Raw genomic sequence first — 25546 nt, 5'->3', positions numbered from 1 at the left:
AACTGCAAATCTACCAAGAACAAATTACTTTATCCTAATCAGCAGGAAACCATTGTAACTTAACCAGCTATTCAGCTCAGCTTCATCATCCATATTGGTATTGGCATTAAGTGAAGTGACCACCAATTTAATTTCCATGTTGTTCAACTTTCTGGTCATGGAAAGCACTGCTGAAGGAAGATAAAATAGCGCACTGTCATTTGGCGAACCTTTCAGCTTACCTGTTTTAAATTCCGCCACTGCTCCCCTGGCCATATCCCGCAGGTTGAACTCTACAGCTTTACCTCCTACGCTTATCTTCAAATCACGATCCCTTACTTTTTCGATCTGTAGGGTCACTTTATTTATTTTCTGTGTATTCTTGTTGGTATAGTTTTCAACCGGGATGACATAATCATAACCTTTCACATCGATTACACTGCCCGTTTCAGCCTCAAAGCGCTTATCGCTCCGATAGCGATAGCGATCTGTGCGCTTGATTTTAAGCAGGGCATAGGCGGTATCTAATTTATTGCCCTTAATGATATAGCTGAACCGGCCCGAATCTTTAAGTTCGATTTGCTGTTCCAATGCATCCAGGTTTACCTTGGTAAAAGGCTGTAATGCGGTTAAACCATGGCGATCGACCAGATAATCCACCACGTTCTCCTGCTCAGCCATATCTTTTTCAGCAGTAGAAATTCTCAACCTCTTCAATCTGGATATCTGTGAGAATTCCGACACCGAAAAGGCGCTTTGCGGGCCATAAGTTGCCAGTAGCGCCAAAATGCATAAGCTGATGGGAATGACCTTAATGTTTTGTTTTTTGCTGAACAGGAAGTAGACCGTAATCAAAGCTAACCAGGCAGCCAACACAATCAGAATATATCTGGATTCAGTAATTCCATAATGCCCTACCCTTTTCCAGACAGCCAATAACAACAGCAACACCAGCGGGATCATCATGAAATAAAAAAAACGGGAGAATAGTTTGATCCAGCCATTGCCTTCCTTTTCTTTGATGGGATAAACCAACAATAATGACAAAATGCCAAATACCGCGTACCCCAGGATAAGTGTCGAGACCAGACCTTTGGGCAACTGCCAGCTGATGATGATCTTCGCCTCATAAACCAGGAGGATCAACAGGTAAATGGTCATCAGTGGGATCAGGACATATTGAGTAAATATTTTAAGACCTTTGGGATAGCTTTCTTCCCGGTCCAGCGCCTTCAAATCAACAGGTACCCCAGCCAGGAAAAAAATGGTTTCAAATCCGGCAGTAACCACAGCAAACAGCCGCATGTAAACTTGCCAGCCGATTTTGACGCTGAATAAGCCATCGATGGCTACTAGTGCAATGGCCAGTCCGGCGTACAGTACCCCTGCATACAGCGCAGCAGTCAAGAATCTCAAAAACAGGGATTTATTATATTGCCAGAAGCCATTTAAATTACCTTTATTGATAAAGGGGGCAAAAGCGACAAGTAAATGAAAGGCCAGAGCCAGCATACCAATACGGTAAACATCAGCCCGGTAAAAGGAAGGTTTCAAGGCAAAATAGAGTCCCGCACAGATGAGTGTTGCAATAACTCTTAAGCCCCATTTTTTTAATGGATTAAGTTCTCTGGATTCCGCATATAAATCTGTGGCCAGCAATAAGGTCAGGCCCAGATTACAGGTACATAAAAAAAGTACCAGCCGGTCCTGGGTCGGATCATCCGCGTCCAACAAAAAGCACCAGGCTATGGTAGCCGCAAAAGCCAGGCAGACCTGCAGCGGAAATCGGGAAAGCACCTGAAGGAAGCTAAGCCATAAGGTGTGTATGGATGGGAGTTTTAATTTCATGGGTAAGATTTATGGTATATCATTGATGTGCCACAAAGTAAACATATTTAGACAGAAATTTATTTGCTGAAAGTTTTAACAAATTTTAATACCGAGCGTCTTAATTCCAAAATATTTCTTGTAACAGCTTTACTTTCGACAAAACACCTAATGAAACTGACCTATTTTACGCTTTTGATTACCCTGATCTGCTTTTCGTCATTCGGACAAAGCAAATACAGCATCAAAGGCGCTGTGACAGATACCATGGCCACCTACAAACTGGTTAACACGACCATCACGCTATTAAATCAAAAAGACTCAACCCTGGTTAAATACAGCAGAGCTGATGTAATGGGTCGTTTTACAATAAACAACCTGCATTCCGGTCAATTTATCCTTCTCATTACCTATCCAGGGTATGCAGATTACGCGGAGAAATTTACCCTGGATCCGGTCCATGCGGTTAAAGATTTCGGCAATGTGAACCTGATTCTAAAATCAACCTTATTAGAAGGGGTAATCATCAAAGGAAAAGCGGCAGCGATAACGATTAAAGGGGATACTACTGAATTTAATGCAGGGAGTTACAACATCCAACCCAATTCCAGAGTGGAAGATCTGCTGAAGCAACTTCCAGGCATCCAGATAGACAAAGATGGAAAAATTACTGCCCAGGGGCAGAAGGTAAATAAGGTACTCGTAGATGGGGAAGAGTTTTTTGGCGATGACCCGACACTGGTAACAAAGAATTTGCGTGGGGATATGATCGACAAGATACAACTCTATGATAAGAAGAGCGATCAGGCCACTTTTACCGGAATTGATGATGGAGAAAAATCAAAGACCATTAACCTTAAACTGAAAGAAGATAAGAAAAATGGATACTTTGGAAACCTGAACACTGGAATTGGCACCAAACGTTTTTATGAAAACGAAGCTACCATCAATATTTTTAAAGGGAAACAGAAGTTTGCCGCCTATGGTGCCCTCGGAAACACCAACAATTCCTTTGGCAGCATGATGTCTTTTAGCAGCGTGGATTTTACAGATGATGGCAGTGGTGGCATGATGGTTTCTATGGATGTGGGCGACGACCTGAGCATGGGCAGTGGAGTTGGCGGAATTTCGATCAATAGAAACGGCGGATTGCACTATGAAAACAAGTGGAAAGATAAATACGGCATCAACACGAATTACAAACTCGGTTCAGTTAGCACCGCTGGGGAAAGCAATTCCCTCAGCATAGAAACGCTTCCTGGCCGGACAAACATTAGCAAAACCGATCAGCAGTCCAATAGCCTTTCCTTAAATCAAAAGCTGGATGGTACATTGAACATGCAGCTGGACTCCAGTTCAACATTGAAAGTATCTGTTAGTGGTTCATCAAAACACAATGACTTAACCGATCATTTCGATTCCTCAATTCAAAGAGCAGACAGCAGCTATTTAAGTAAAAGTGAACGGGATGTTACAAATAAAGGCGATGACAAAGCTTTCAGCGCCACCGCATTCTGGGCAAAAAAGTTTAAAAAGAAAGGAAGAACAGTTTCAGTTAACATGAAGCAATCTCTAACCCAGTCGATAGGTTCGGGTTATCTGAATGCGACAAATCAGTTTTACAATGAAAAAGATGTGCTGGACAGCATTTCCAAAATAGACCAGTTAAAAACCAATCGCACCTTCAAATCTGCGTGGAACACCAATGCCACCTATACCGAACCGATCAGCAAAACCTTATCTATGATCCTGAACTATGGTTTTAACCTGAACAAAAGCAGTTCCGACCGGAAGTCCTTCAATAAAAATCCAGCAGGTGAATACGACATACTGGACACCAAATACAGCAATAACTTTAAACTTAACCAGCTGAACAATAATGCAGGCCTGATCTTAAATTACACCAAAGGAAAAATGGTTGTTAATTTTGGCACCCGCATTGTGACAACGAGTTTTAAACAGGTTGATGTACTTGCTGACAGCACCTTAAAAAGAAGTTTTGTTAACTGGAATCCCCAGGCTACCTTCAATTATAACTTTTCAAGAAGCTCCGGTCTGCAGTTTAATTATAATGGCAATACGACACAACCTGGATTAGATCAGATTCAGCCGTACAGAACCAATGAAAACCCTTTATACATTGTTTACGGAAATCCAAATCTAAAACCCGCATTCAGTAGCAACATGGGGATTTCCTATCGCTCTTTTAAATTACTCACTGAACAGACGCTCATGATCAATGGTAATTTCGGCTTTACGTCTAACGCCATCACCAACAGTACCTTTACTGATACGGCAGGAAAAACGACTTCACAAGCCATCAACCTGGATCATAAAACACCGGTTAATTTCCAGCTCAATGTATCTTCAGGTAGAAAAATATTGGGAATAAATTTGAACCTGGATGCCAATGTGGGCGGAAACTATAGCTATAGCTTATCTAATAATTTCTTAAATACTTCAAAGTCCTTCAACTATTCGATTGGCCCAAGCATCCACAAATATAACGAGCAGTATAGTGTAAGTGTATCGCTTATGCCAAGTTACAATACTTCCGGCAACTCCATACGGGGCGTAAAGACCAGCAACAACAGTTACGGAATGAACGGAAATTTCGACCTGATGCTGCGTTTGCCCGGCAAAACAGAGCTTCGTACAAATGGCAGGTATCAATACACCGGCAAAAGTAAATCTTTCGACCAGTCGATCAGCAGATTGACCTGGGATGCATCGATCAATAAAAAGTTCCTGAAGTCTGAAAGCCTGGTCCTTTCATTAACCGGAAAGGATTTGCTCAATCAGAATACCGGATTTAACAGATCTGTATATAACAATACCATTAATCAAAATAACTCCACCACCATTCAGCGTTATTTCCTGTTATCTTTAGCCTGGGATTTTAACAAAATGGGCGGACTATAAATTCAACTTCATCATTGATAAAAAACAACATACGGATGAAAATACAATTCATTTTATTAGCCGGACTAACGCTTTGTATGCAGACCTTATTTGCCCAGAATGCACGCTTTACAACCAGTGGCATCATTGAATTTGAGAAAAGCATTAACCAACATGCCGCGATCAAAAAAATGATGAGCCAGGTGGGCGACAGAATGGGCGGATCATTTGACGATTATAAAAAATCGATCCCGCAGTTTAAAGTACTCAAAAGCACCTTAAGCTTTTCGGACAATAAAACACTGTTTAAACCGGTTGCAGAAACGGATAACGGCATGGACATGTTTGGCTCACCAGGCGGTGAACAAGCGAACATTACGTACACAGATTTTGCGACCAATACCTTCACTACGGAAAAAATCTTTTTTGAGGAAACCTTCCTGGTTAAGGACAGCACCCGGAAAATCAACTGGAAACTGACCAGCGAAATGCGTGATATAGCTGGTTACGAATGCCGCAGGGCAAATGCCGTGATTCTGGATTCTGTTTATGTGGTTGCCTTTTACACAGACAAGATCCCTGTTTCCGGGGGACCGGAGTCATTTTGCGGATTACCAGGAATGATCCTGGGCGTAGCACTTCCGCATGACAACATCACCTGGTTTGCAAAAAGTGTGACCGATAAGCCCGTTACTGAAATCAAGCCACCCACGAAAGGGAAACCCACGGATAACAAAGGATTGATGGAAACAGCCAACAAACTGATGGACAGATGGGGCAAGCGGGCAAACGGGATGATGAAGCTATTGATGCTTTAGTTGACCAATAGCTTATATCCTTTTCCGTGTACGTTTAAAATTTCAACCTTAGGATCTTCACGCAGGTATTTACGCAATTTACTAAGAAACACGTCCATACTGCGTCCATTGAAGTAGTTGTCATCATGCCAGATGCTGAGCAAAGCCTCTTCCCGGGTTAAAACGGCATTCTTTTTTAAGCAAAGCAGGCGCAATAGCTCGGCTTCTTTGGTAGAAAGCTTTTGTTGCAGACCATTGTGATGGATCAGTTGGGTAGTATAATCAAAAAGATAAGCACCGATCTGGAATTGCGTTTGCTCCGGACCTGCTTCGGGTTGCTCCTTTACAGCAACACGTTTTAAAAGGGCATTGATCCGTAGCAATAACTCTTCTATCCTAAAAGGTTTGGTGATGTAATCATCGCCGCCAAGGTCATAGGCAGAAGCTTTATCTTCCATCATGGCTTTTGCCGTAGCAAAAATGATGGGTACGGCCTGACTGATTTTTCGGATTTCCTTTCCCAGTGTAAAGCCATCTTTCTTAGGCATCATCACATCCAATATGCAGAGGTCAAACTCCTGTTTGCTAAAAGCCTTTAATCCTTCATCTCCATCGGTGCAAAGCACCACTTCAAACTTTCCTTTTAACTGCAGGTAATCCTGTAATAGCAACCCCAGGTTGGGATCATCTTCTACCAATAAAATTTTTTTCATTTGCTATGGTTTAATGGTAAGTTTATCTCGAATTCCGTACCCTTATCTTTTTCACTGTGCACTTTGATAGATCCATGCATCTGCTCAACAATATCCTGTACATAGTTTAAGCCCAGGCCAAAACCTTTTACATCGTGCAGGTTACCTGTAGGTACGCGATAAAACTGGTCAAAAATACGTTTCGTCTCGTCTTTCGTCATCCCAATCCCCTGATCAGCAATCTGCAGGATCAGGTATTTGCCATTACTCCGCGTTTTAATCACAATTTTAGGTTGTTCAGCACTGTACTTGTTGGCATTGTCAATCAAGTTATAAAATACGTTTGACAAATGGAGTTCATCTCCGTAAATAATTGCATCTGTAGCATCCAGTTCAAGCTGAACATCGGCGGATTTCTTCTGTAGCTGCAAAGTCATGCTATCCACCACAGCGATAATCAGATCGTGAATATTCACTTCCTGATATTCCAGTTTCAATTCCTGTTTTTCTAAGCGGGCAATGCTTAAAACCCGTTCAATGTGATTGCCCAGGCGTACGTTCTCATCGTAAATAATTCCGGCCAGGCGACTGACCCTGTTCTTATCTTCTACAATTTCCGGGTCTTTCAATGCTTCGCTGGCAATCATGATGGTGGCCACTGGTGTCTTGAATTCGTGGGTCATGTTATTGATAAAGTCCGTTTTCATTTCAGAGATCTTTTTCTGTCTCAGGATGGTATAAATGGTATAGGCAAAAATGAAGACCAGCACCAACAATAAAGCTGCTGAAGAAGCCATGGTTAGCCACATATTTTGCAGGATCAGCGTATTTTTATTGGGGAAACTGATGTACAACATTCCCGGATCGCGAAAAGCGTCATTGCTAAACAGCTCGGTTTTATAAGTATCCTGTGGGGTATCCTGAAAACCATTTGACACCCTTTGATACAGCAATGAATCTTTATTGGCCAGCTTAAGCCAGAAATTATAGTTCAATTTGATATTTTTGCTTTGAAGTTCTCTTTCCAGCAACACATCAAGGGAATCTATAGATACTCTTTTATTGATCGGGACATTTACCTGGCGCATCTCCTTAGCTACGTCTTCCAGATAATTGAGGTTGGTTCCTGCTACCGCAATCGTATCTTCCATGAGCTCTTTGAGGCCTTGTTTGTACTTTTGCTCGGCAAGCTTATCTTCTATTCTAAATTTAAGGGCCAAATCTGGTGTTACGCGTTCCAGGCTGACTGTGATCGGGTTCAGGTTATTGGGGTTGTACGCCAGGTAACGAATACTGTCAGGCAAGCTTCCGGGAGCCAGCGAAAAAGTTCGTATCCCCTTGGAAACTACAGTTTGGTTCACATTGCCACTCACATTGCCAAAAGCATCAATTCCAAAGTCAACCTGCACTTGCAAAAAAGACTTTCCTTTATTATCCGGTTTAGAGATTTCCTGAAATACATCTTCATTAATCAACTGTGGTTTAGGAAAAGCGACGCGTACCAGGCTATCCCGCATGTTCAGATCGGCAATAATTTTCTTTTGCTGCTCTAATTTCCGTTTGGTTTCCTGATCTTTATAGCGCTCTTTAAAATCAACAATCTGTTGCGCTTTATCTCTAAACTCCCGTTCCCGTTCTCTTCTAACCTCATAATCCTTTTTATTGATATGGCTGGCTGCATAACGCCGCTGCACTTTGTCGGCCACCACATTCAAAGCCTGCTTAACATCCTGTTCAAACAGCTGAGATTTTAGGTAATAGGCTTCCCTGATGTAATACAACTGCATTACAAACACCCCGAGCAAAGCTACGGTCATTAGTCCGGTGATGAGCCAAAGGCTTCTTTTCTTCATGAATAGATTAATCAAAAGTAGCGAAGGATACACACAAACTCCCGTATTTAACAAAATTTAACACGTAAACTGACTAATTAGGAGCTTATATTAAAAAATGAAACACTAAAATGAGAACGAATTGGCCAGATCATTGTTTAATTACCGCATAGCATTGCACCAAATTCAGAATGGCCAAAAACAACAAATCGATTTATAGTGCTTTAGCAGCGAATTTACTGATTGCAATAACCAAATTCATTGCTGGAGCCATTAGCAATAGCGCTTCCATGATCTCCGAAGGGATACACTCCCTGGTAGACACCATTAACCAGGTATTGCTGTTATATGGGTTAAAAAGAAGTCATAAAAAACCAGATGCGCTGCGCCCGTTTGGCTACGGTAAAGAATTGTACTTCTGGTCTTTTGTAGTTTCCATTTTGATTTTTGGTCTGGGCGGCGGGTTGTCGATTTACCAGGGAATAGCTCACATCAGAAAACCAGAGCTATTGGGGGATCCAACAATTAACTATTGGGTACTGTGTTTCTCTTTCATTTTCGAAGGCAGCTCACTGTTTATTGCGATTAAGGAATTTAATAAAGTAAGAGCCGGACTTTCCTGGTGGAAAGCCATTGTAAAAAGTAAAGACCCTTCAAGTTTCCTCGTACTCTTTGAAGACGGAGCTGCGGTATTGGGGCTGGTTATTGTATTTGTAATGATGTATTGCAGTCATAAATTCAACATGCCTTACCTGGATGGCCTGGCGTCAGTACTTGTCGGACTCTTATTGGTCTCTGTCTCCTTAATTCTGGCGCGTGAAAGCCGCAGTTTGCTGATGGGTGAGGGTATTATGCCCGAAACGCAAAAAAAGATCATTGACATGGTGGAGCGGGACAACACTGTGGTCAAGGTGATTAAAGTCCTTTCCGACTACCAATCGCCAGAGGAGATCGTATTGATGCTCCTGGTTACTTTTGAAGATGATCTGGATACAGAAGACATCACCACGGCTATTGAAAGGATCAGAAAGATGATCAAAACTGCCTACCCGCTTGTTCGTTTCGTATTTATACAACCCCAGATAATTGGCTGATGGATCAATCTCCATCCAGGAGCATGCTTTTGGCAACCAGTTCCGGATCCGGGTTGATGACAGTACAAAAGTAATCCTGCCAGTTTTTGTGGCAAAAACTGATGAAGACCTGCTCTGGCTCCAGGTTAATATCCGGCAACTGATCCAATATCCGATACAACTGATCAAATTCTTTACTGACATCGAGGTTGTCCGGTAAAATCACCTGTATTTCTCCCCTACCTTCAAACAAGCGGACCAATGTCCAACCTGATCCTTTTAAATATTTCTTTAAATTCTGAAAAAGCTGTTCCTTGTATTCGTGCATGCTGCGAATTTAATAATTATACACACATCCCACACACCTGCTTCAGTCCTTGTTCAGAAAAAGGTACCCTTTTGTGAAGGAAGTGTGGCTCAGATGTATTTCAGGTGTGAATGATCAGTAATAAAAAATGCCGGAAGGTATTTCCGGCACTTGGTGGTCAATTTGTTTAATTTAAAAAAGATTTTTAGAAAGGAAGATCATCTTCCTCGCCAGGAGCGCTGTTTAAATCAGCTGGTGGCGCATATTGTGGTGTAGGAGCTCCCGCTGCGCTATTGGTTAACGCATTGATCCGCCATACTACTAAACTGTTAAAATAAGATGTTTTACCGGTTTTATCTGTCCATGGACGACCGCGCAAATTGAAAGAAACCTCAACATCATCGCCTTGTTTCAGACTGTCAAATAAAGCTGTTTTATCTTGTAAAGCCTCAAACCTGATGTATTCAGGATAAGTAGGGTTTTCTGCATATTCTATGATCAGGTCGCGTTTTTTAAAGGTCTCACTTACCTGTTGTAATGCACCAATTTCATGCACTTTTCCTTTTATCTCCATAACAAATACTATTTTATTCTACTACGAAGTTCAAATCTCTATATTTTTATTGATAACTTCGTAGAATAAATTATGCAAGTTTTCCACACAAAAAGCAAGGTTATCATTACCTGCAACAAAAGGCTTTCGCCTTATTTACTTGAAGAGGTTAAAGACCTGGGCTATGAGATTGTTAGAGATTTTCCGACAGGGATAGAATTGAACATTACCATGGCTGAATGCATTAAATTAAACTTAAATTTAAGGTGTGCCAGCCAGATTTTGTATTGTTTAAAGAGCTTTAAAGCTAATAATCCGGAAGAATTATACCGTGAACTGGCAGACATGCCCTGGGAAGAACTTATCGATTTTGCCGGTTATTTTTCAGTAACTTCAAATGTGGATAACCCAACCATTACCACGCCACTTTTTGCCAACCTGAAAGTGAAGGATGCCATTGTGGATCGGATTAAAGCAAAGAAAGATATCCGTCCAAACTCAGGCTCTGATGCCAATAAAGCCGTGATCCATTTGTACTGGAAAGACAGTGAAGCAGATATCTTCATTGATACCTCTGGTGAAACACTGGCCAAACACGGTTACCGCAAAATTCCTGGAAAAGCACCCATGCTGGAAGCTTTGGCTGCCGGAGTAGTGCTAAGTAGTAAATGGGACCGCAAATCGCCATTTGTGAACCCGATGTGTGGTTCTGGAACTTTGGCGATTGAGGCGGCTTTAATTGCCACAAACCGCAGACCTGGGCTTTATCGCATGAATTATGGTTTCATGCACATCATGGGCTATGATGAAGAGGTGTTTTTTGCTGAAAGAAGAATTCTTAAAGACCAGGTTATTAAAAATGTGGACTTGCAGATTGTAGCCACCGATTTATCAGAAGATGCTGTAGATGTCAGTCGTAAAAATGCGAAAACTGCTGGAGTGGATACTTTAATCAGCTTTGAAGTATGCGACTTTGCAGAAACCCAGGTACCTGAAGGCGGAAAAGGCGTTGTTGTTTTTAATCCGGAATATGGTGAGCGTTTAGGTGTACACTCCAAACTGGAACTGACTTACAAACGGATGGGTGACTTTATGAAACAGGACTGTAAAGGCTATTTTGGATATATATTTACCGGGAATCCAGATCTGGCCAAAAAAATCGGCCTCAAAGCGACAAGAAAAGTAGAATTTTACAATGGTAAACTGGATTGCAGGATGCTGGAATATGAATTGTATGACGGCACCAGACGTCCGGAAACAGAAAGAGCACCTCAGAAATAACAGATAAGCAATCTTACCATATTCGAAAACCTTAGCGGCATATTTATCGTTTATTAAACTATAAATAACCTTATTGCGTAAAAGACTATGGACGATTTGCTAGATTTAAAGACTAAAAAGGTTACCGAAAACATCAGAAAAACCAGGGAATCCAAACGATTGACACAGGAATACCTGGCAGGGAAACTTGGCATCTCACAAAATGCTTATAGTAAAATTGAATTGGGCTACAGCCAGATTACAGTTTACAGGCTTTTTCAGATCACCAGGGCTTTGGATGTAGACGTGACAGAATTATTATCATCATGAATCCAATTGTTGAGCAAACCATTCAATTTGTTAAAAGAACATTAGCCGATGCAGAAGCCGGACACGATTGGTTCCATATCGAACGGGTGTACAAGACAGCTTTAAAAATAAATGAGGTTGAGCAGGGCGACTTACTGATCGTTTCATTGGCTGCCCTGTTGCACGACATTGCAGATAGCAAATTTAATGGTGGCGATGAAGAAATCGGGCCAAGGATCGCAGGTGAGTTTTTGCATCAGCTAAACCTTGAACCTACGGTTATTGAGCAAGTACAACTCATCATTAAGAATTTAAGTTTCAAAGCGAGTCTGGGGACACTTACTTTTCAGTCTAAAGAATTAGATATTGTTCAGGATGCAGACCGCCTTGATGCAATTGGTGCCATTGGTATTGCCCGGGCTTTTACCTATGGCGGTTATAAAAACCGGGTATTGTATGATCCGGCAATAAAGCCGCAGCTTCAAATGACTAAAGAGGAGTATAAAAATACGACTGCGCCCACCATTAACCACTTTTACGAAAAACTATTTTTGCTGAAAGATTTAATGAAAACCACTGAAGGCAGTAAAATGGCCGAACAGCGGCATAACTTTATGTTGCTTTATCTGGATCATTTTTACCAGGAATGGGAAGGAATGTAAATTTAAAATTTTAGCATAGCGTATTACTAATTTTTTTAGTATTTTTGAGTTGTATTAATAATATAGCTGAGGAATGTCTGAAAGAATTAGGGAGAAACTAAATATACTAGCTGATGCGGCCAAGTATGATGTATCCTGCTCATCAAGCGGCGGTACCAGGAAAAATGACAACAAAGGATTAGGTGACAGTCATGCCTCGGGAATTTGTCACACTTATACCGAGGACGGTCGCTGCGTTTCTTTGCTTAAAATTCTACTCACCAATCATTGCATTTTCGACTGTGCTTATTGTGTATCCAGGAAGAGCAATGATATTGAAAGGGCTGCTTTTACCGTGGAAGAAGTGGTTTCATTAACCATGAACTTTTATCGCCGAAATTATATAGAAGGTTTGTTTTTAAGTTCGGGGATTTTCAAAAATGCCGACTTCACCATGGAGCGTTTATTGAAAGTGGTAAAGAAACTGCGTTTGGAAGAGCGGTTTAATGGTTATATCCATTTAAAAACCATTCCGGGAGCAAGTGATGAATTGATTACGGAGGCAGGTATGTATGCGGACAGGATGAGCATCAACCTGGAGATGCCCACGGAAAGCGGCTTAAAACTGCTGGCCCCGGATAAGAGCCATCAGGACGTCATCCAGCCGCTAGGCCTGGTCCAGAATCAGATTGTGCAATTTAAAGCAGACAAAAAATTGATCCGGAATGTCCCTAAATTTGTGCCCGCTGGCCAGAGTACACAAATGGTAATTGGCGCTACACCTGAGACCGATAAAGACATTATGCAGACCGCAGATACTTTTTACCGGAACTTTTCACTTAAGCGGGTTTACTATTCAGGCTATATTCCAATCAGCAACGACAATCGTCTGCCACTCCTGGGATCTCAGCCACCACTGATCCGGGAAAACAGACTTTACCAAACCGACTGGCTGATGCGATTTTATGGATTTCACGTCAATGAATTACTCAACGACATTAATCCGCATTTGGATATTGACATTGATCCTAAATTAAGTTGGGCCCTGCGTAACCTGCAGTTTTTCCCTGTAGATATTAACGTAGCTGCTTATAAAATGATCCTCCGCATTCCTGGGATTGGCGTAAGTTCGGCTAAAAAAATTGTACAGGCACGTCAATTTGGAAAACTCAGGATAGATCAGCTTAAAAAAATTGGTGTTGCCTACAACAGGGCGCGTCATTTCATCAAGTGTGCAGATTCTCCATACCAGCTTAAAGATTATCAGGGTACGCAAATCAAATCATTCATCATGGCTGAAAGTCAAAGCAAATATCTGAAGCACGATACCCAGCAATTGATTTTATTCTAAAGCATGGTTTATTTAATTGATGGAAGTTTAGAGAGCCTACTTTGTGCTGTATTTGACTGGTTTGAACGCAAGCCGGGAAAAGTTTCATTGAAAGTCCTTAAATATTATCAGCCTGAGGCCTTTAATGCGGTGCATACGGTGTATAATGACCCGAGCAATGCAGACCGGGTATGGAAAGGTCTTGGACAAAAACTAGACAAAGGCTGGTTGAGGCGTTTTTACTGCACCTTTCTGGCTGAAACAGCCGAAGCCTATGTGACGCTTTTTGAATTTGCCTGTTATATTTTTTCCAGTTTACCAGGTGCGGAGCACAATTATGGAAATCCTCATGTATTGAAGCTGGCCCAAACCGCTAAAAAAGTAGAACGGGAAAAACACAGAATGGAAGCCTTCATTCGCTTTCAGCAGACTTCAGATGACCTGTTTTATTGTGGAATAGACCCTGACTTTAATGTTTTACCTTTGATCATGAGCCATTTTAAAAACAGGTATGCGGATCAAAAATGGATTATTTATGATTTAAAGCGGCACTACGGTCTTTTCTATGACCTGGAAGCGGTAAGCGAAATACATTTCAGCCTGGAAGAAGAAAGGACATTATCCAAACCGGCAAGAGAGCAACTGTCAGAAAAAGAGGGCTTATATGCCCTGCTTTGGAACGACTATTTTAAGAGCACCAATATCGCGGCACGTAAAAATACAAAGCTTCATGTTCAGCATGTACCCAAACGTTATTGGAAATATCTGACAGAGAAAAAAGTACTGTAAAATTTATCTGGTCATTTACTTGCATATCCGTGTTCTTTAGCTTAGAATTGAAGTAAATAGTAGTGGCATGAAATTAAGTGTTTTGGTATTGATAGCTGCATTTGCAGTAGGCCTGTCCATAGGTCTGGTTAACTTTTATTTCCAGCAAAGCTGGTATTTTATGCTGGTATCTTTCGGCGTCACATTTATCACCAGTTTTATTGTTTTTTATTACCTGCTGGAGAAATACATTTATTCTAAAATTGTGCTGATTTACAAGTTGATACACAACTTGAAATTGGGTAAAGATTTAAAAGATGCTTTGGGTGAGTATGTGAGTTCTGATCCAATTAATGATGTGGAACATGAAGTGAAAGAGTGGGCAGGCGCAAAAAAAAGGGAGATTGATGTACTGAAAAAGCAGGAGCAATTTAGGCGTGAATTTCTTTCCAATGTATCTCACGAATTTAAAACACCATTGTTTGCCATTCAGGGCTATATCGAGACCCTGCAGGATTGCCTGACGGATGATCCGGAAATGGCGACTAAATTTCTGAAAAAGGCAGAACAAAACGTAGAACGTCTGAGCTACCTGATAACCGATCTGGATTCAATTTCCAAGCTGGAAAGCGGCGACATTCCAATTAATTACGAAAAATTCGACTTTGTACTGTTGGCTAAGGAAGTGATGGATGTATTGGAAGATAAGGCCCGCACACGACACATTAAGCTTTCATTTAAAGACAAATATACACACCCGGCCTTTGTCAATGCCGATCGGGAAAAAATCAGGCAGGTATTGATTAACCTGGTGCAAAACTCATTGAAATACGGTAAAGAACATGGCGGATCAACTGCCATCAAGATATTTGAATTACATGATCAGTACCTGATTGAGGTCACAGATGATGGCATTGGTATTGATGAGAAGCACCTGGCCCGTTTATTTGAGCGTTTTTACCGCATCGATTCTCACCGGTCCAGACAGGAAGGTGGCACCGGATTGGGCCTGGCAATTGTGAAACATATCCTGGAAGCCCATCAACAGATCATTTCGGTACGTAGTACCCTGCAGATCGGTACTACTTTTGCATTCACACTGGAAAAAGCTGGTTAACAGCAATGTAGTTTTTTCACATTTAACTTAACACTTAACATTAACTTAACATTACACTCATACTTTTGTATCATATTTTAAACTAATATGAACAGCATTTTTAAGTTCTTTACTCCAAAAGACAAAAAATTCCAACCCCTGTTTGAACAGGCTGGAAGTAATGTATTAAAGATTTCTCAGGCGCTTCTGCTTGCACTAAGTGCAACTGACCTGGAAAAAAGGAAGGAACACATTAAAGAAGTAGAGCGTTTGGAACACGTTGGTGATGACATTACGCACTCCATCTTCCTTGAATTAAGTAAGAATTTCATTACGCCATTTGACCGTGAAGATATTCACGCGCTAGCTAGTGCTGTGGATGACATTGCGGATTATATCCATGCGTCGGCAAGCAATATTGAATTGTACAACATTACGGTGATTGGTGATGCCATGATCAAACTGGCAGAGTTGCTGGTTGAAATGTGTACAGATTTGGAAAAAGCAATTAAAGAACTGAGAAGCTTTAAAAATATCAGGGTAATTGCTGACGCTTGTGTACGGATCAATAGCGGAGAAAATCAGGCTGATTACGTATGTAACCTGGCCATTGCCCGTTTATTTGAATTCGAGACCAATGCGATTGAACTGATTAAACAAAAAGAAGTGCTGCAGACCTTAGAAATGGCTACAGACAAATGTGAAGATGCGGCCAACGTGCTGGAATCTATTTTGGTAAAGAACGCATAAAAAATAAACAAAATGGTAACTACCTTATTGGTTGTTGTAATTGTTCTGGCCATAGCCTTCGATTATATAAACGGCTTTCACGATGCTGCGAACTCAATTGCAACGATCGTATCCACAAAAGTATTGTCTCCTTTTCAGGCAGTACTATGGGCAGCGGTATTTAATTTCGCTGCGTATTTCTATTTTACCGATCACAAAGTAGCCAATACCATTGCTAAAACAGTGGTAGAAAACTACATTACACTGGAAGTTATTCTGGCTGGTTTGATCGCCGCCATCACCTGGAACTTATTCACCTGGTGGTTTGGAATTCCATCCAGTTCATCGCATACCTTAATTGGTGGTTTTGCAGGGGCGGGTATGGCTAAAGCTTATACATTGGGCGCAGGCATCATGTCGGCCATCAACATCGCCCCTATTTTGAAGGTGGTTGCATTTATCGTACTGGCGCCTGTTATAGGTATGGTTATCTCGGTAATCATTTCGATTATTATCCTGCACATCTCCAAACATGCCAGACCTTCGGTAGCAGAAAAGTGGTTTAAACGACTGCAATTGATCTCTTCTGCTGCGCTAAGTTTTACGCATGGTGGTAATGATGCTCAAAAAGTTATGGGAATCATTTATGTAGCCATGGTAGCTTCAAATGTATTAAAAACAGGCGATCACATGCCTGAATGGATTCCAATTTCTTGTTATGCTGCGATTGCATTGGGCACCATGAGTGGTGGCTGGAAAATCGTAAAAACAATGGGCTCTAAAATCACTAAAGTAAATGCTTTTGAGGGCGTAGCTGCTGAAGCAGCGGGCGCTGTAACGCTTGGAATTACCGAACACTTTGGTATTCCGGTTTCTACGACCCATACCATTACCGGCTCTATTGTAGGGGTTGGTTTACTGAAAAGGGTATCTGCAGTTAGGTGGGGAGTTACCGTAAGTTTACTTTGGGCCTGGGTATTAACAATTCCAGTATCGGCAACCCTTGCGGGAATTGTATACGGCGTTATCCATTTATTCTTTTAGAAAAATATAAAACACAAAAAAGCCGCAGCTTCAACTGCGGCTTTTTTGTGTGCCGATTTGTTGCTTTAGAAATCTATCGCAAAGGTGATCCGGCTTTGGGCTTTCTTAGGTGGCTGCCACTTAGGCCCATTTAGAATCAGGCGAATGGCCTCATCCTCATATTTAGCAGCCGCCCCTTTAACAATTTCAATATTTACTGGCTTTCCTTCTTTATCAATTTTGAAACTAAGTTCAACAGAAACTCCCATTTTGGGCTCGGCTTTAAAACTATTGTTTGCATGGATATATTCAAAAAGTTTATCCCAGCCCCCTACCGGTTCAGATGCCATTTTTGGCGTTGTTGCCATCCCTCTGATCCGAATATCCGTGCCCGCTACGCGACCAGCGAGTGCGCCAAAAACCGGAGCCGTATCTGCTCTTGATTTCAACATTTCTTTTTTAGCAAGTCCATACCCTGTAACCACCACTTCATTTAGCTGCCCGACAGCAGGGTTTAAGGAAATCTGAACCGGAGTGTTTGCCTTAGCAAGCAACTCCATACGGTTAAAACCAATCATGTTTGCACTAATTTTAACTGCTTTCAACGTAGTATCGGCATGGATGGTAAATTTCCCATTGATATCTGTAACGGTTTGAAATGGCGTCCCTTCTACCTTAACTACTGCACCAACTAAAGGCATACCGTCGTCTTTAGCGATCACTCTTCCACTTAACTCATTCATAGGAGCCGCCATTACTACAGATACAGAGCCCGTTATACTGCGTTTGGCTTGAACTTTATTGCCAACAATCGCAACTTCCTGCAGTGGCTGCGCCGTATACGCTTCCTTAGATTTAACCTCAGTCTTCTTTTTATCAAGGACTGCATATTGATTGCTTTTCGCTGCCTTAACGGCCTTTTCAATGGCTAAATCTGCTTTCTGATCTGCTTCAGGAGCAGCCGCAATTGCCGGCGCCTCAGCAACAGTTGCAGGCAAATCAGCACCGGATTTCTGTGCAATTGTTACATCTACTTTTTTAGGTAAGGCTGCCAACTCTTTCTGCCGGTTATTTTCTTTCATCCAAAAAACAATACTGACCGCAACAAATAAAACGGCTGCTGTAGCCGCGATGCTTAAACGCTGCCAGGTGATCACCGAAGTTTTTTTAATGCTGCGTTGTTCGGCAATCCGATCTTGTAATTGTTTCTGCAAAAGCGAAATGGATTGCAGAGACCGTTTCGGAGATGCACTGAGGCCTGCCAATGCTTCAGCCACAAAAGGATCTTCAAGCGCTTCCCGCTCTACCCTGTTCATGGTTTTAGCATCCAGCTTACCGTCGAGGTAATCCTCTAAAACATCTATATCTAACCAATCTTTATTCACCACTATTCTTTTCTATACAAATTTTCAGGTTTCGTTTTCCGTTCTGGATATAGCTTTTGACTTTAAGCATGTCATAGCCCGTAATGTCTGCCACTTCCTTATAACATTTTTCCTGTAAATAAAACAAATCTACACTCTTACGTTGTTCTTCAGGCAGGGTCTCCATGCATTTTTCCATCACAGTAAGCTTTTGCTCTTTTGTATCATCAACATCAAGATGCACAAATTCAGTGTTTTCCACAAAAGTATCATCAATGGAGACGGTATTATTTTTAGAAGCCTTGCGCAGCGCCATGAGGCAATGGTTCCTGGTTAAAACATGCAACCAGCTTTTAAAGTTCTGCACTTCATGAATCCGCAGTTTAACAACCAGCTCTTCAAAAATCTGCATCACCGCGTCTTTGCTCTGCTCTTCATCCTTCAGATAATTCAGACAAACCCCAAATACCAAGTGCATGTACCGGTTATAAAGCGTACCCAATACCTCCAGGTTGCCGCTATTTTTATAATCAGCAATCAAAGCAAGATCATCTTGCTCTTTAATACGGGTATTGTTCTTTATAAATTTCAAGGAATGTTCAAGGCATAATCTGCTCAAGTATAAAAATATTTTTTGACACTGGTATGGAAATTTTAAAAAGCTGTCATCATTGTAAAAAACAGCAGCTTATGAAAACGTTATTATTGTCTGTATCAATACTCTTATTATTTACAGCATTTAAACCTCATGTCGTTATGGCTAAAACCATAACCGGACTGGTAAAAGACAAAGACAGTGGTATGCCTTTACCGGGCGTTTCTGTAACTTCAGAATCAGGAAAAGCAAAAGCAAGTACGGATAAAAACGGGAGATATACAATTGATATTGAAGCAAAAGAATACCGCTTAAAGTTTAGTATGATTGGTTACAACAATGCCATCATCAAATTGAATGGAAGTAATGTCGTTAATGTCGCACTGGCTCAAAGTAGTGCATCATTGTCAGAAATTGTGATCACGGGCTACGGTGATACCAAGACCAAACGTAGTGTTACAGCATCGGCAGTTGCTTTGGAAGGAAGAGTTAGCGGGGTTTCAACCGATCGGTCCAGTAGTGTGACACGAAGTAAAAGCGTTGTAGGATCAGTAGCTAAAAAACCAGGTCCGGTTTCTGCTCTTCCTGGTAAAATTAAGCCACAATCCAATCAACTGACAGCAGGGGAATGGAATGACCTTGAGCATTGGGATTTTTGGAAAGACCTGATGAACAACCAGGAATGGTCGGCCAACCAACCCAAATGGCAGTTTTACACCAACAAAAGAATCAGTATAAACTTAAAGAACAAACAGCAAAAACCCTTGATTAATTATACAGTTACCGCACTGCGCAACGGAACCCCGTTGTGGAAGGCCCAAACTAATTTTGAAGGTAAAGTTGAGCTGTGGCCGTCTTTGTTTTCCAATGAACAGGAAGAATTGACACTGGCTGTAACGGATGTAAATGGTAAAACACTGTACAACAAAAATATTTCGGCAAAAACACGCAACATGACCATGGTTTTAGACCGAACTGCTGAAAGCATTAAAAATCTGGATGTGATGTTTATGGTTGATGCAACAGGATCAATGGGTGATGAGATTAGCTATTTAAAATCTGAGCTTGAAGATATTATTGGCAAATTAAATGGTGGAAATAATTTAAATACGCGGACTGCATTGGTTTTTTACCGCGATAAGGGAGATGATTATGTGGTACGGGATTTTGGATTTGACAGCGACATCAGAAATGTAAAAAGAAACCTTGCGAAACAGGAAGCATCTGGTGGCGGGGATTTTGAAGAAGCGGTTGAAGAGGCGATGGAGAATGCCATATACCAGCAGCGCTGGTCTACGACCGGACCTACGGCCAAACTGATGTTTATGATTCTGGATGCACCGCCTCATTATGACGCCGCGAGAGTTAAAAGCCTGCAGAGATCTGTAAAGGAAGCTGCAGCGAAAGGGATTGCTTTAATTCCGGTGGTGGCCAGCGGCATAGACAAAAACACGGAATTTTTAATGCGCTTTATGGCTTTAAGTACCAATGGCACTTATGTTTTTTTAACAGATGATAGTGGAATAGGCAATAGCCACCTCAAACCTACCGTGGGAAGTTACCAGGTGGAGTACCTTAACCAATTGCTGAACCGATTGATTAACAAATATGCGGGACTGGAAGCCAACATGGCCGAAGATTTGTTATCTTCGGTTAAAAAATAACACCCGTATTTCAAATGAAAAGATTAAAACTTGCCGGACTGGCCTTATCTGTTTGTTTTTTAATGAACAATGCAACTGCCCAGATCAAACTTGGGGATGTCTTGAAAAAAGTAACCGGTCAGACAGGTACAGCAAGTAATTCAAATACAACTGGAAGTAATCCGAGCACGCTTGAGATTGCTTCCGGTATTAAACAGGCTTTAGAAATCGGAACATCAAGGGGTGCCGACCTGCTTTCTGCCAAAGATGGCTTTTTAGGAAATATGGCCGTTAAGATCCTGTTTCCACCAGAAGCTCAAAAAGTGGAAAAAACTTTACGTAGCCTGGGTATGGGTAAATTGGCTGACAATGTGATTCTGGGTTTAAACCGTGCTGCTGAAGATGCAGCAAAAGAAGCAAAGCCGATTTTTCTATCCGCTATTAAACAAATGACGATTACTGACGCCACCAATATTTTACTGGGCAGTAAAGACGCGGCAACTAATTACTTTAAAAGGGTAACCACCGCGCAATTGATGCAAAAATTTAAACCCGTAATTACGACAAGCCTGGCTAAAGTTGGTGCAACCAGGTACTGGGCTGATGCTGCCGGCCAATACAACAAAGTGCCCCTGGTAAAACCAGTAAATGCAGATTTATCTGACTATGTAGCCCAAAAAGCGATTGATGGGATGTTTATCCAGGTGGCTCAGGAAGAGCTTAAAATAAGGGACAATCTGGGTTCCAGGTCAACTTCTTTGTTGCAAAAAGTGTTCGGATATGCCGATAAGAATAAATAGAATAAAAGCATTACTTTTATACGGTAAAATACTAACAATATAAAAGTAGATTGGATTTCAAAGATTTTAGTTTTAACCCCGAACTTTTAGAGGGTTTACTGGCTATGGGTTTTCGCAATGCGACACCCATACAAGAACAGGCTATTCCACTTATTTTAGATAAGAAAGATTTAATAGCCTGTGCACAAACAGGAACAGGAAAAACTGGCGCCTACCTTTTACCGATCATGAATATGATTACGGAAACGGAAAACAGGCATAACAATACATTGATACTCGCGCCCACCAGAGAGCTGGCACAACAAATTGATTTGCAGGTAGAGGCATTATCTTACTTTACCAATATCAGTTCTTTAACGGTGTATGGCGGAGGTGACGGTATTGCTTATGAACAACAAAAGCGCTCGATGCGTGAAGGTGTAGACATCATCATTGCGACTCCGGGCAGGCTGATCTCGCATTTGTCTTCTGGTTTATTAAAACTAGATCAGCTTCAGCACCTGGTGCTGGATGAAGCGGACCGGATGCTGGACATGGGCTTTTATGATGACATCATGAAAATTGTAAGCTATTTGCCTCAAAAAAGGCAGACGGTATTGTTTTCAGCAACCATGCCCCCAAAAATCAGGAAGTTAGCGGCAACGCTTTTGCAACATCCTGAGCAGATCAGTCTGGCGATTTCCAAGCCAGCTGAAGGTATTTCTCAACAAATATACCACGCACATGATGGGCAAAAGGTTCCTTTACTGACCCAGATTTTAAAGACCGGAGATTATAAGAGCATTATTGTTTTTGCTTCGACTAAGGAAAAAGTAAAAAACCTGGGAAAAGTATTTAGAGGTTTGGGACTGAAGGCTGAGGCCTTTCACTCAGACCTTGGACAAAAAGAACGGGAAAGCATTTTGCTTACCTTTAAAAACAAGCAATTGCCGATTTTGATTGGAACAGATGTATTGAGCAGAGGTATTGATGTGGAGGGAATTGATCTGGTGGTTAACTTTGATGTACCTCATGATGCAGAGGATTATGTTCACCGCATTGGCCGTACAGCCAGAGCAGCCACTAAGGGCACTGCAATTACACTCGTTAACGCTCGCGATAAGCGGAAACTGGACAGTATTGAGAAGTTGATTGAACGTAAAATTGACGTCATTCCACTTCCGGAAGATATTGCTGGCATTGAAGCCGTTCACGTTCATAAACCTGAAGCAGCCAAAACCAATAATCCACGCAAGAAAAAAGTATGGCGTAAAAAGAAAGTGTAAGCATATGCAGAATTTACCCCCATTAGCGGAACGGATGCGTCCTCAAAACCTGGACGAATATGTTGGTCAGCAGCATTTGGTGGGACCTGATGCAGTATTGCGTAAAGCAATTCAAAGTAGTCAGCTTCCATCCATGATTTTCTGGGGGCCTCCCGGCGTGGGGAAAACAACGCTTGCGTACATCATTTCTCAGACATTAGACCGGCCTTTTTTTAATTTAAGCGCCATCAATTCGGGGGTTAAAGACATCCGTGATGTTATTGACCGGGCGGCACTGCTCAAAGACAGTTTAATGGGCTTGCCCATTTTATTTATAGACGAGATTCATCGTTTCAGCAAATCGCAACAAGATAGTTTGCTGGGTGCTGTAGAACGTGGATTGGTGACCTTAATTGGTGCCACCACTGAAAATCCCTCTTTTGAAGTCATCTCAGCTTTGCTCTCCAGATGCCAGGTTTACATCTTAAAATCCTTAAATGAAGCTGAGCTTTCGGGCCTGCTACAAACCGCCATTAAAAATGACGTTTTACTAAAGGAGAAGAAAATCACCATTAAAGAACATGAGGCCTTAATCAGGTTATCTGGTGGAGACGCCAGGAAACTACTCAATGTACTTGAAATTGCAATTAATGGCATCGGCGGAAATAAGGTGGTACTGACCAATGAAAGCGTACTGGCACATGCTCAACAAAACCTTGCTTTATATGATAAAGCCGGAGAACAGCACTATGACATCATCTCTGCTTTCATTAAATCGATTCGCGGCAGCGACCCGAATGCAGCGGTTTACTGGCTTGCGCGTATGATTGAAGGTGGTGAAGATCCTTTGTTTATTGCCCGCAGGCTTTTGATCCTGGCCTCGGAAGATATCGGCAATGCCAATCCAAATGCTTTGCTGCTGGCCAATAACTGTTTCCAGGCGGTAAATGTAATCGGTTATCCGGAAGCCCGGATCATCTTATCGCAAGCGGTAACCTATATGGCCTCTTCGGCCAAAAGCAATGCAGCGTATGAAGCCATTAATCAGGCTCAGGCCCTGGTTAAGCAAACGGGGAATTTACCCGTACCGCTTCACATCAGAAATGCACCGACCAAATTGATGAAGAACATTGGGTATGGAAAAGATTATAAGTACAGCCACGGTTATGAAGGAAATTTTTCTGAACAGGAATATTTGCCCGAAGAGATCAGCGGCACGAAACTATATGATCCAGGGAAGAACCCTGCAGAAGATAAGTTGCGCGAGAAGTTAAAACAAAACTGGAAAAACAAATACAATTATTAGACGATGCTCCTCACCTTTTTAAGTCACCAGCGAAAAGCCTTCTGGCGTTCCAGAAACCGTAGCGGTAGTCTGGCCGCCCAATTTGTGCTTGGCTTTTTTATGCTTTATTTTTTGATCGTTGCCTTAGGAATTGGCTTTGGGATGTCGCATGTTTTGCCGCAGGTTTTTCCGGACCAGGACATCATTACAAGCTTTAATGGCATCATTTTGTATTATTTTGCCTTTGATTTTTTAATGCGTTTGCAATTGCAGGATTTACCGACTTTAAGCATAGTCCCTTATCTTCATCTAAAAATTCCGAAACGGAAAATCATTATCTTTTTAAATGTGAAGGCACTATTTTCAGCTTTTAATCTTTGGCCATTCTTTTTGTTCCTTCCTTTTTGTCTGACTAAGATCGCGCCTGCTTTTGGGGGCATGGCGACATTCATGTATATCATTTCTATACTGTCGGGTATGGTTTTAAACAATTACCTGGTTCTGTATATCAAGAGAAAATCAATCACTAATGTGTGGTTTACTGTGATCGGTTTATTAATTATTGCCAGTTTCGCAGCCCTGGAGCATTATAAGCTCATTTCGATCATGCGCATTTCCGATCTCATTTTCAGGTCAATTGCCGCTCATCCATATCTTGGTTTTGTTTTCTCTGCATTGGCATTCGGTATATTCAGGTTAAACTCAAGTTATTTGCGGAAGAACCTTTATGCAGAAGAATTAAGCTCGGTCGATGAGAAAAAGGTAAGTACGGATTATGCCTTTTTAAACCGGTTTGGCCGTGTGGGTGAATTGGCTGCACTTGAACTTAAATTGATTCTGAGACATAAACGTTCCCGAACCGCATTGTTTATGGGCTTCCTCTTTCTTTTATATGGCTTTATATTTTATAAGGAACATGCCATTGCCGAAAATGCCTTTGGTCAAATGATGTTCGGCGCAATTTTTATGACCGGAATATCGATCATCATTTATGGGCAATTTATGTTCGGCTGGCAAAGTGCACATTTCGATGGTTTACTGAGCAATCGAATCAATTTTAAGGATTTCATAAAAGCTAAATTCTTATTATTTACGATAGGCTGTACCATGATTACTTTATTAGCCAGTTTTTACGGCTTTTTGAGTCCGAAGTTGCTCTTGCTTCATTTAACAGCTTACTTGTACAACATCGGCTTTGGAACTGTGGTTGTGCTTTATCTGGCTACCTATAATTATAAGCGGCTCGACATTAAAAAAAGTGCTACTTTTAACTACCAGGGTGCAGGTGCAAATCAATGGCTGCTGATGTTTCCTTATGCCCTAACACCGATATTGATTTACCTGCCATTTGGCTTGCTGGGCATGCCTTACCTCGGTCTGATCATCGTTTCGACCTTCGGACTGATCATGCTGTTGATGCGGGGATTTTGGGTGAATTATATCACCAGAAAATTTGAACAGCAACGTTATAAAATAGCCGAAGGCTTTAGAGAATAAT

Annotated in this window: 23 protein-coding genes; 16 read left to right on the top strand and 7 right to left on the bottom strand. The window is 41.5% G+C overall.

The window, feature by feature from the left end; genetic code table 11:
• Nucleotides 1–24 precede the first annotated feature (24 nt).
• Complete coding sequence (locus IM797_RS06135; protein ID WP_194126232.1) at nt 25–1827, bottom strand: DUF4153 domain-containing protein; 1803 nt, start codon at nt 1825–1827, stop codon at nt 25–27.
• 150 nt (nt 1828–1977) lie between these two features.
• Between IM797_RS06135 and IM797_RS06130 the strand changes: the two genes are divergently transcribed.
• Both IM797_RS06130 and IM797_RS06125 read left to right on the top strand, forming a co-directional pair.
• Nucleotides 1978–4728 (top strand): TonB-dependent receptor, encoded by a 2751-nt coding sequence (locus IM797_RS06130; RefSeq protein WP_194126231.1) that lies wholly within the window; start codon nt 1978–1980, stop codon nt 4726–4728.
• Between the two features lie 35 nt (nt 4729–4763).
• A complete protein-coding gene (locus IM797_RS06125; protein ID WP_194126230.1) occupies nt 4764–5525 on the top strand; it encodes a GLPGLI family protein in 762 nt (253 codons plus the stop codon).
• Here the strand turns inward: IM797_RS06125 and IM797_RS06120 are convergent.
• Nucleotides 5522–6217, bottom strand: coding sequence for a response regulator transcription factor (locus tag IM797_RS06120; RefSeq protein ID WP_194126229.1), 696 nt, complete (start codon nt 6215–6217; stop codon nt 5522–5524). The genes IM797_RS06125 and IM797_RS06120 overlap by 4 nt on opposite strands.
• On the bottom strand, nt 6214–8049 hold the full coding sequence (locus IM797_RS06115; RefSeq protein WP_194126228.1) for a sensor histidine kinase KdpD: 1836 nt from the start codon (nt 8047–8049) through the stop codon (nt 6214–6216). Before IM797_RS06115 ends, IM797_RS06120 begins: the two co-directional genes overlap by 4 nt.
• Before the next feature lie 170 nt (nt 8050–8219).
• Here IM797_RS06115 and IM797_RS06110 point away from each other — a divergent pair, with 170 nt between their 5' ends.
• Nucleotides 8220–9122, top strand: a complete 903-nt coding sequence (locus tag IM797_RS06110) for a cation diffusion facilitator family transporter (RefSeq protein WP_194126227.1) — start codon at nt 8220–8222, stop codon at nt 9120–9122.
• A 4-nt stretch (nt 9123–9126) separates the two neighbouring features.
• On the opposite strand, the gene IM797_RS06105 is transcribed toward IM797_RS06110, so the two are convergent.
• Together IM797_RS06105 and IM797_RS06100 are read right to left on the bottom strand one after the other, a co-directional pair.
• Nucleotides 9127–9429 (bottom strand): hypothetical protein, encoded by a 303-nt coding sequence (locus IM797_RS06105; RefSeq protein WP_194126226.1) that lies wholly within the window; start codon nt 9427–9429, stop codon nt 9127–9129.
• A 184-nt stretch (nt 9430–9613) separates the two neighbouring features.
• The gene (locus IM797_RS06100) at nt 9614–9982 is read right to left on the bottom strand and encodes a DUF3127 domain-containing protein (protein WP_194126225.1); all 369 of its coding nucleotides are present in this window, start codon (nt 9980–9982) and stop codon (nt 9614–9616) included.
• A gap of 72 nt (nt 9983–10054) precedes the next feature.
• On the opposite strand from IM797_RS06100, the gene IM797_RS06095 reads away from it, so the two are divergent.
• The 8 genes from IM797_RS06095 to IM797_RS06060 all read left to right on the top strand — a co-directional run bounded on the left by IM797_RS06095 (nt 10055) and on the right by IM797_RS06060 (nt 17138).
• The gene (locus tag IM797_RS06095) at nt 10055–11242 is read left to right on the top strand and encodes a class I SAM-dependent RNA methyltransferase (protein ID WP_194126224.1); all 1188 of its coding nucleotides are present in this window, start codon (nt 10055–10057) and stop codon (nt 11240–11242) included.
• Between the two features lie 87 nt (nt 11243–11329).
• Complete coding sequence (locus IM797_RS06090) at nt 11330–11551, top strand: helix-turn-helix domain-containing protein (protein WP_194126223.1); 222 nt, start codon at nt 11330–11332, stop codon at nt 11549–11551.
• On the top strand, nt 11548–12192 hold the full coding sequence (locus IM797_RS06085; protein WP_194126222.1) for an HD domain-containing protein: 645 nt from the start codon (nt 11548–11550) through the stop codon (nt 12190–12192). Before IM797_RS06090 ends, IM797_RS06085 begins: the two co-directional genes overlap by 4 nt.
• 73 nt (nt 12193–12265) lie before the next feature.
• On the top strand, nt 12266–13522 hold the full coding sequence (locus tag IM797_RS06080; RefSeq protein WP_194126221.1) for a putative DNA modification/repair radical SAM protein: 1257 nt from the start codon (nt 12266–12268) through the stop codon (nt 13520–13522).
• Nucleotides 13523–13525: 3 nt separating this feature from the next.
• Entirely contained in the window at nt 13526–14290 is a 765-nt protein-coding gene (locus IM797_RS06075; protein ID WP_194126220.1) for a TIGR03915 family putative DNA repair protein, read from the top strand.
• Nucleotides 14291–14357: 67 nt separating this feature from the next.
• On the top strand, nt 14358–15386 hold the full coding sequence (locus tag IM797_RS06070; RefSeq protein WP_194126219.1) for a cell wall metabolism sensor histidine kinase WalK: 1029 nt from the start codon (nt 14358–14360) through the stop codon (nt 15384–15386).
• An 87-nt stretch (nt 15387–15473) separates the two neighbouring features.
• Nucleotides 15474–16115, top strand: coding sequence for a DUF47 domain-containing protein (locus tag IM797_RS06065; RefSeq protein ID WP_194126218.1), 642 nt, complete (start codon nt 15474–15476; stop codon nt 16113–16115).
• Between the two features lie 12 nt (nt 16116–16127).
• On the top strand, nt 16128–17138 hold the full coding sequence (locus IM797_RS06060; protein ID WP_194126217.1) for an inorganic phosphate transporter: 1011 nt from the start codon (nt 16128–16130) through the stop codon (nt 17136–17138).
• A 65-nt stretch (nt 17139–17203) separates the two neighbouring features.
• On the opposite strand, the gene IM797_RS28650 is transcribed toward IM797_RS06060, so the two are convergent.
• Nucleotides 17204–18502, bottom strand: coding sequence for a carboxypeptidase-like regulatory domain-containing protein (locus IM797_RS28650; RefSeq protein WP_194126216.1), 1299 nt, complete (start codon nt 18500–18502; stop codon nt 17204–17206).
• Entirely contained in the window at nt 18495–19073 is a 579-nt protein-coding gene (locus IM797_RS06050) for an RNA polymerase sigma factor (RefSeq protein WP_194126658.1), read from the bottom strand. Before IM797_RS06050 ends, IM797_RS28650 begins: the two co-directional genes overlap by 8 nt.
• Before the next feature lie 98 nt (nt 19074–19171).
• Between IM797_RS06050 and IM797_RS06045 the strand changes: the two genes are divergently transcribed.
• From IM797_RS06045 to IM797_RS06025, 5 genes are read left to right on the top strand one after another with little or no spacing between them, the layout of a single operon-like run.
• Nucleotides 19172–20740 carry a carboxypeptidase-like regulatory domain-containing protein gene (locus IM797_RS06045; RefSeq protein ID WP_194126215.1) on the top strand — a complete coding sequence of 523 codons (1569 nt, stop codon included), beginning with the start codon at nt 19172–19174 and terminating at the stop codon, nt 20738–20740.
• A gap of 14 nt (nt 20741–20754) precedes the next feature.
• The gene (locus IM797_RS06040) at nt 20755–21519 is read left to right on the top strand and encodes a DUF4197 domain-containing protein (RefSeq protein ID WP_194126214.1); all 765 of its coding nucleotides are present in this window, start codon (nt 20755–20757) and stop codon (nt 21517–21519) included.
• 50 nt (nt 21520–21569) lie between these two features.
• Entirely contained in the window at nt 21570–22784 is a 1215-nt protein-coding gene (locus IM797_RS06035) for a DEAD/DEAH box helicase (RefSeq protein WP_194126213.1), read from the top strand.
• 4 nt (nt 22785–22788) lie between these two features.
• Nucleotides 22789–24069 carry a replication-associated recombination protein A gene (locus IM797_RS06030; RefSeq protein WP_194126212.1) on the top strand — a complete coding sequence of 427 codons (1281 nt, stop codon included), beginning with the start codon at nt 22789–22791 and terminating at the stop codon, nt 24067–24069.
• A 3-nt stretch (nt 24070–24072) separates the two neighbouring features.
• Nucleotides 24073–25545 carry a DUF5687 family protein gene (locus IM797_RS06025; protein ID WP_194126211.1) on the top strand — a complete coding sequence of 491 codons (1473 nt, stop codon included), beginning with the start codon at nt 24073–24075 and terminating at the stop codon, nt 25543–25545.
• The last annotated feature ends 1 nt before the right edge of the window (nt 25546 follow it).

Origin of the sequence: Pedobacter sp. MC2016-24 (assembly GCF_015223055.1) — a bacterium.
Taxonomy (GTDB): domain Bacteria; phylum Bacteroidota; class Bacteroidia; order Sphingobacteriales; family Sphingobacteriaceae; genus Pedobacter.
The sequence above is the reverse complement of the archived record's forward strand: the minus strand, read 5'-3'. Positions and strand labels throughout refer to the sequence as shown.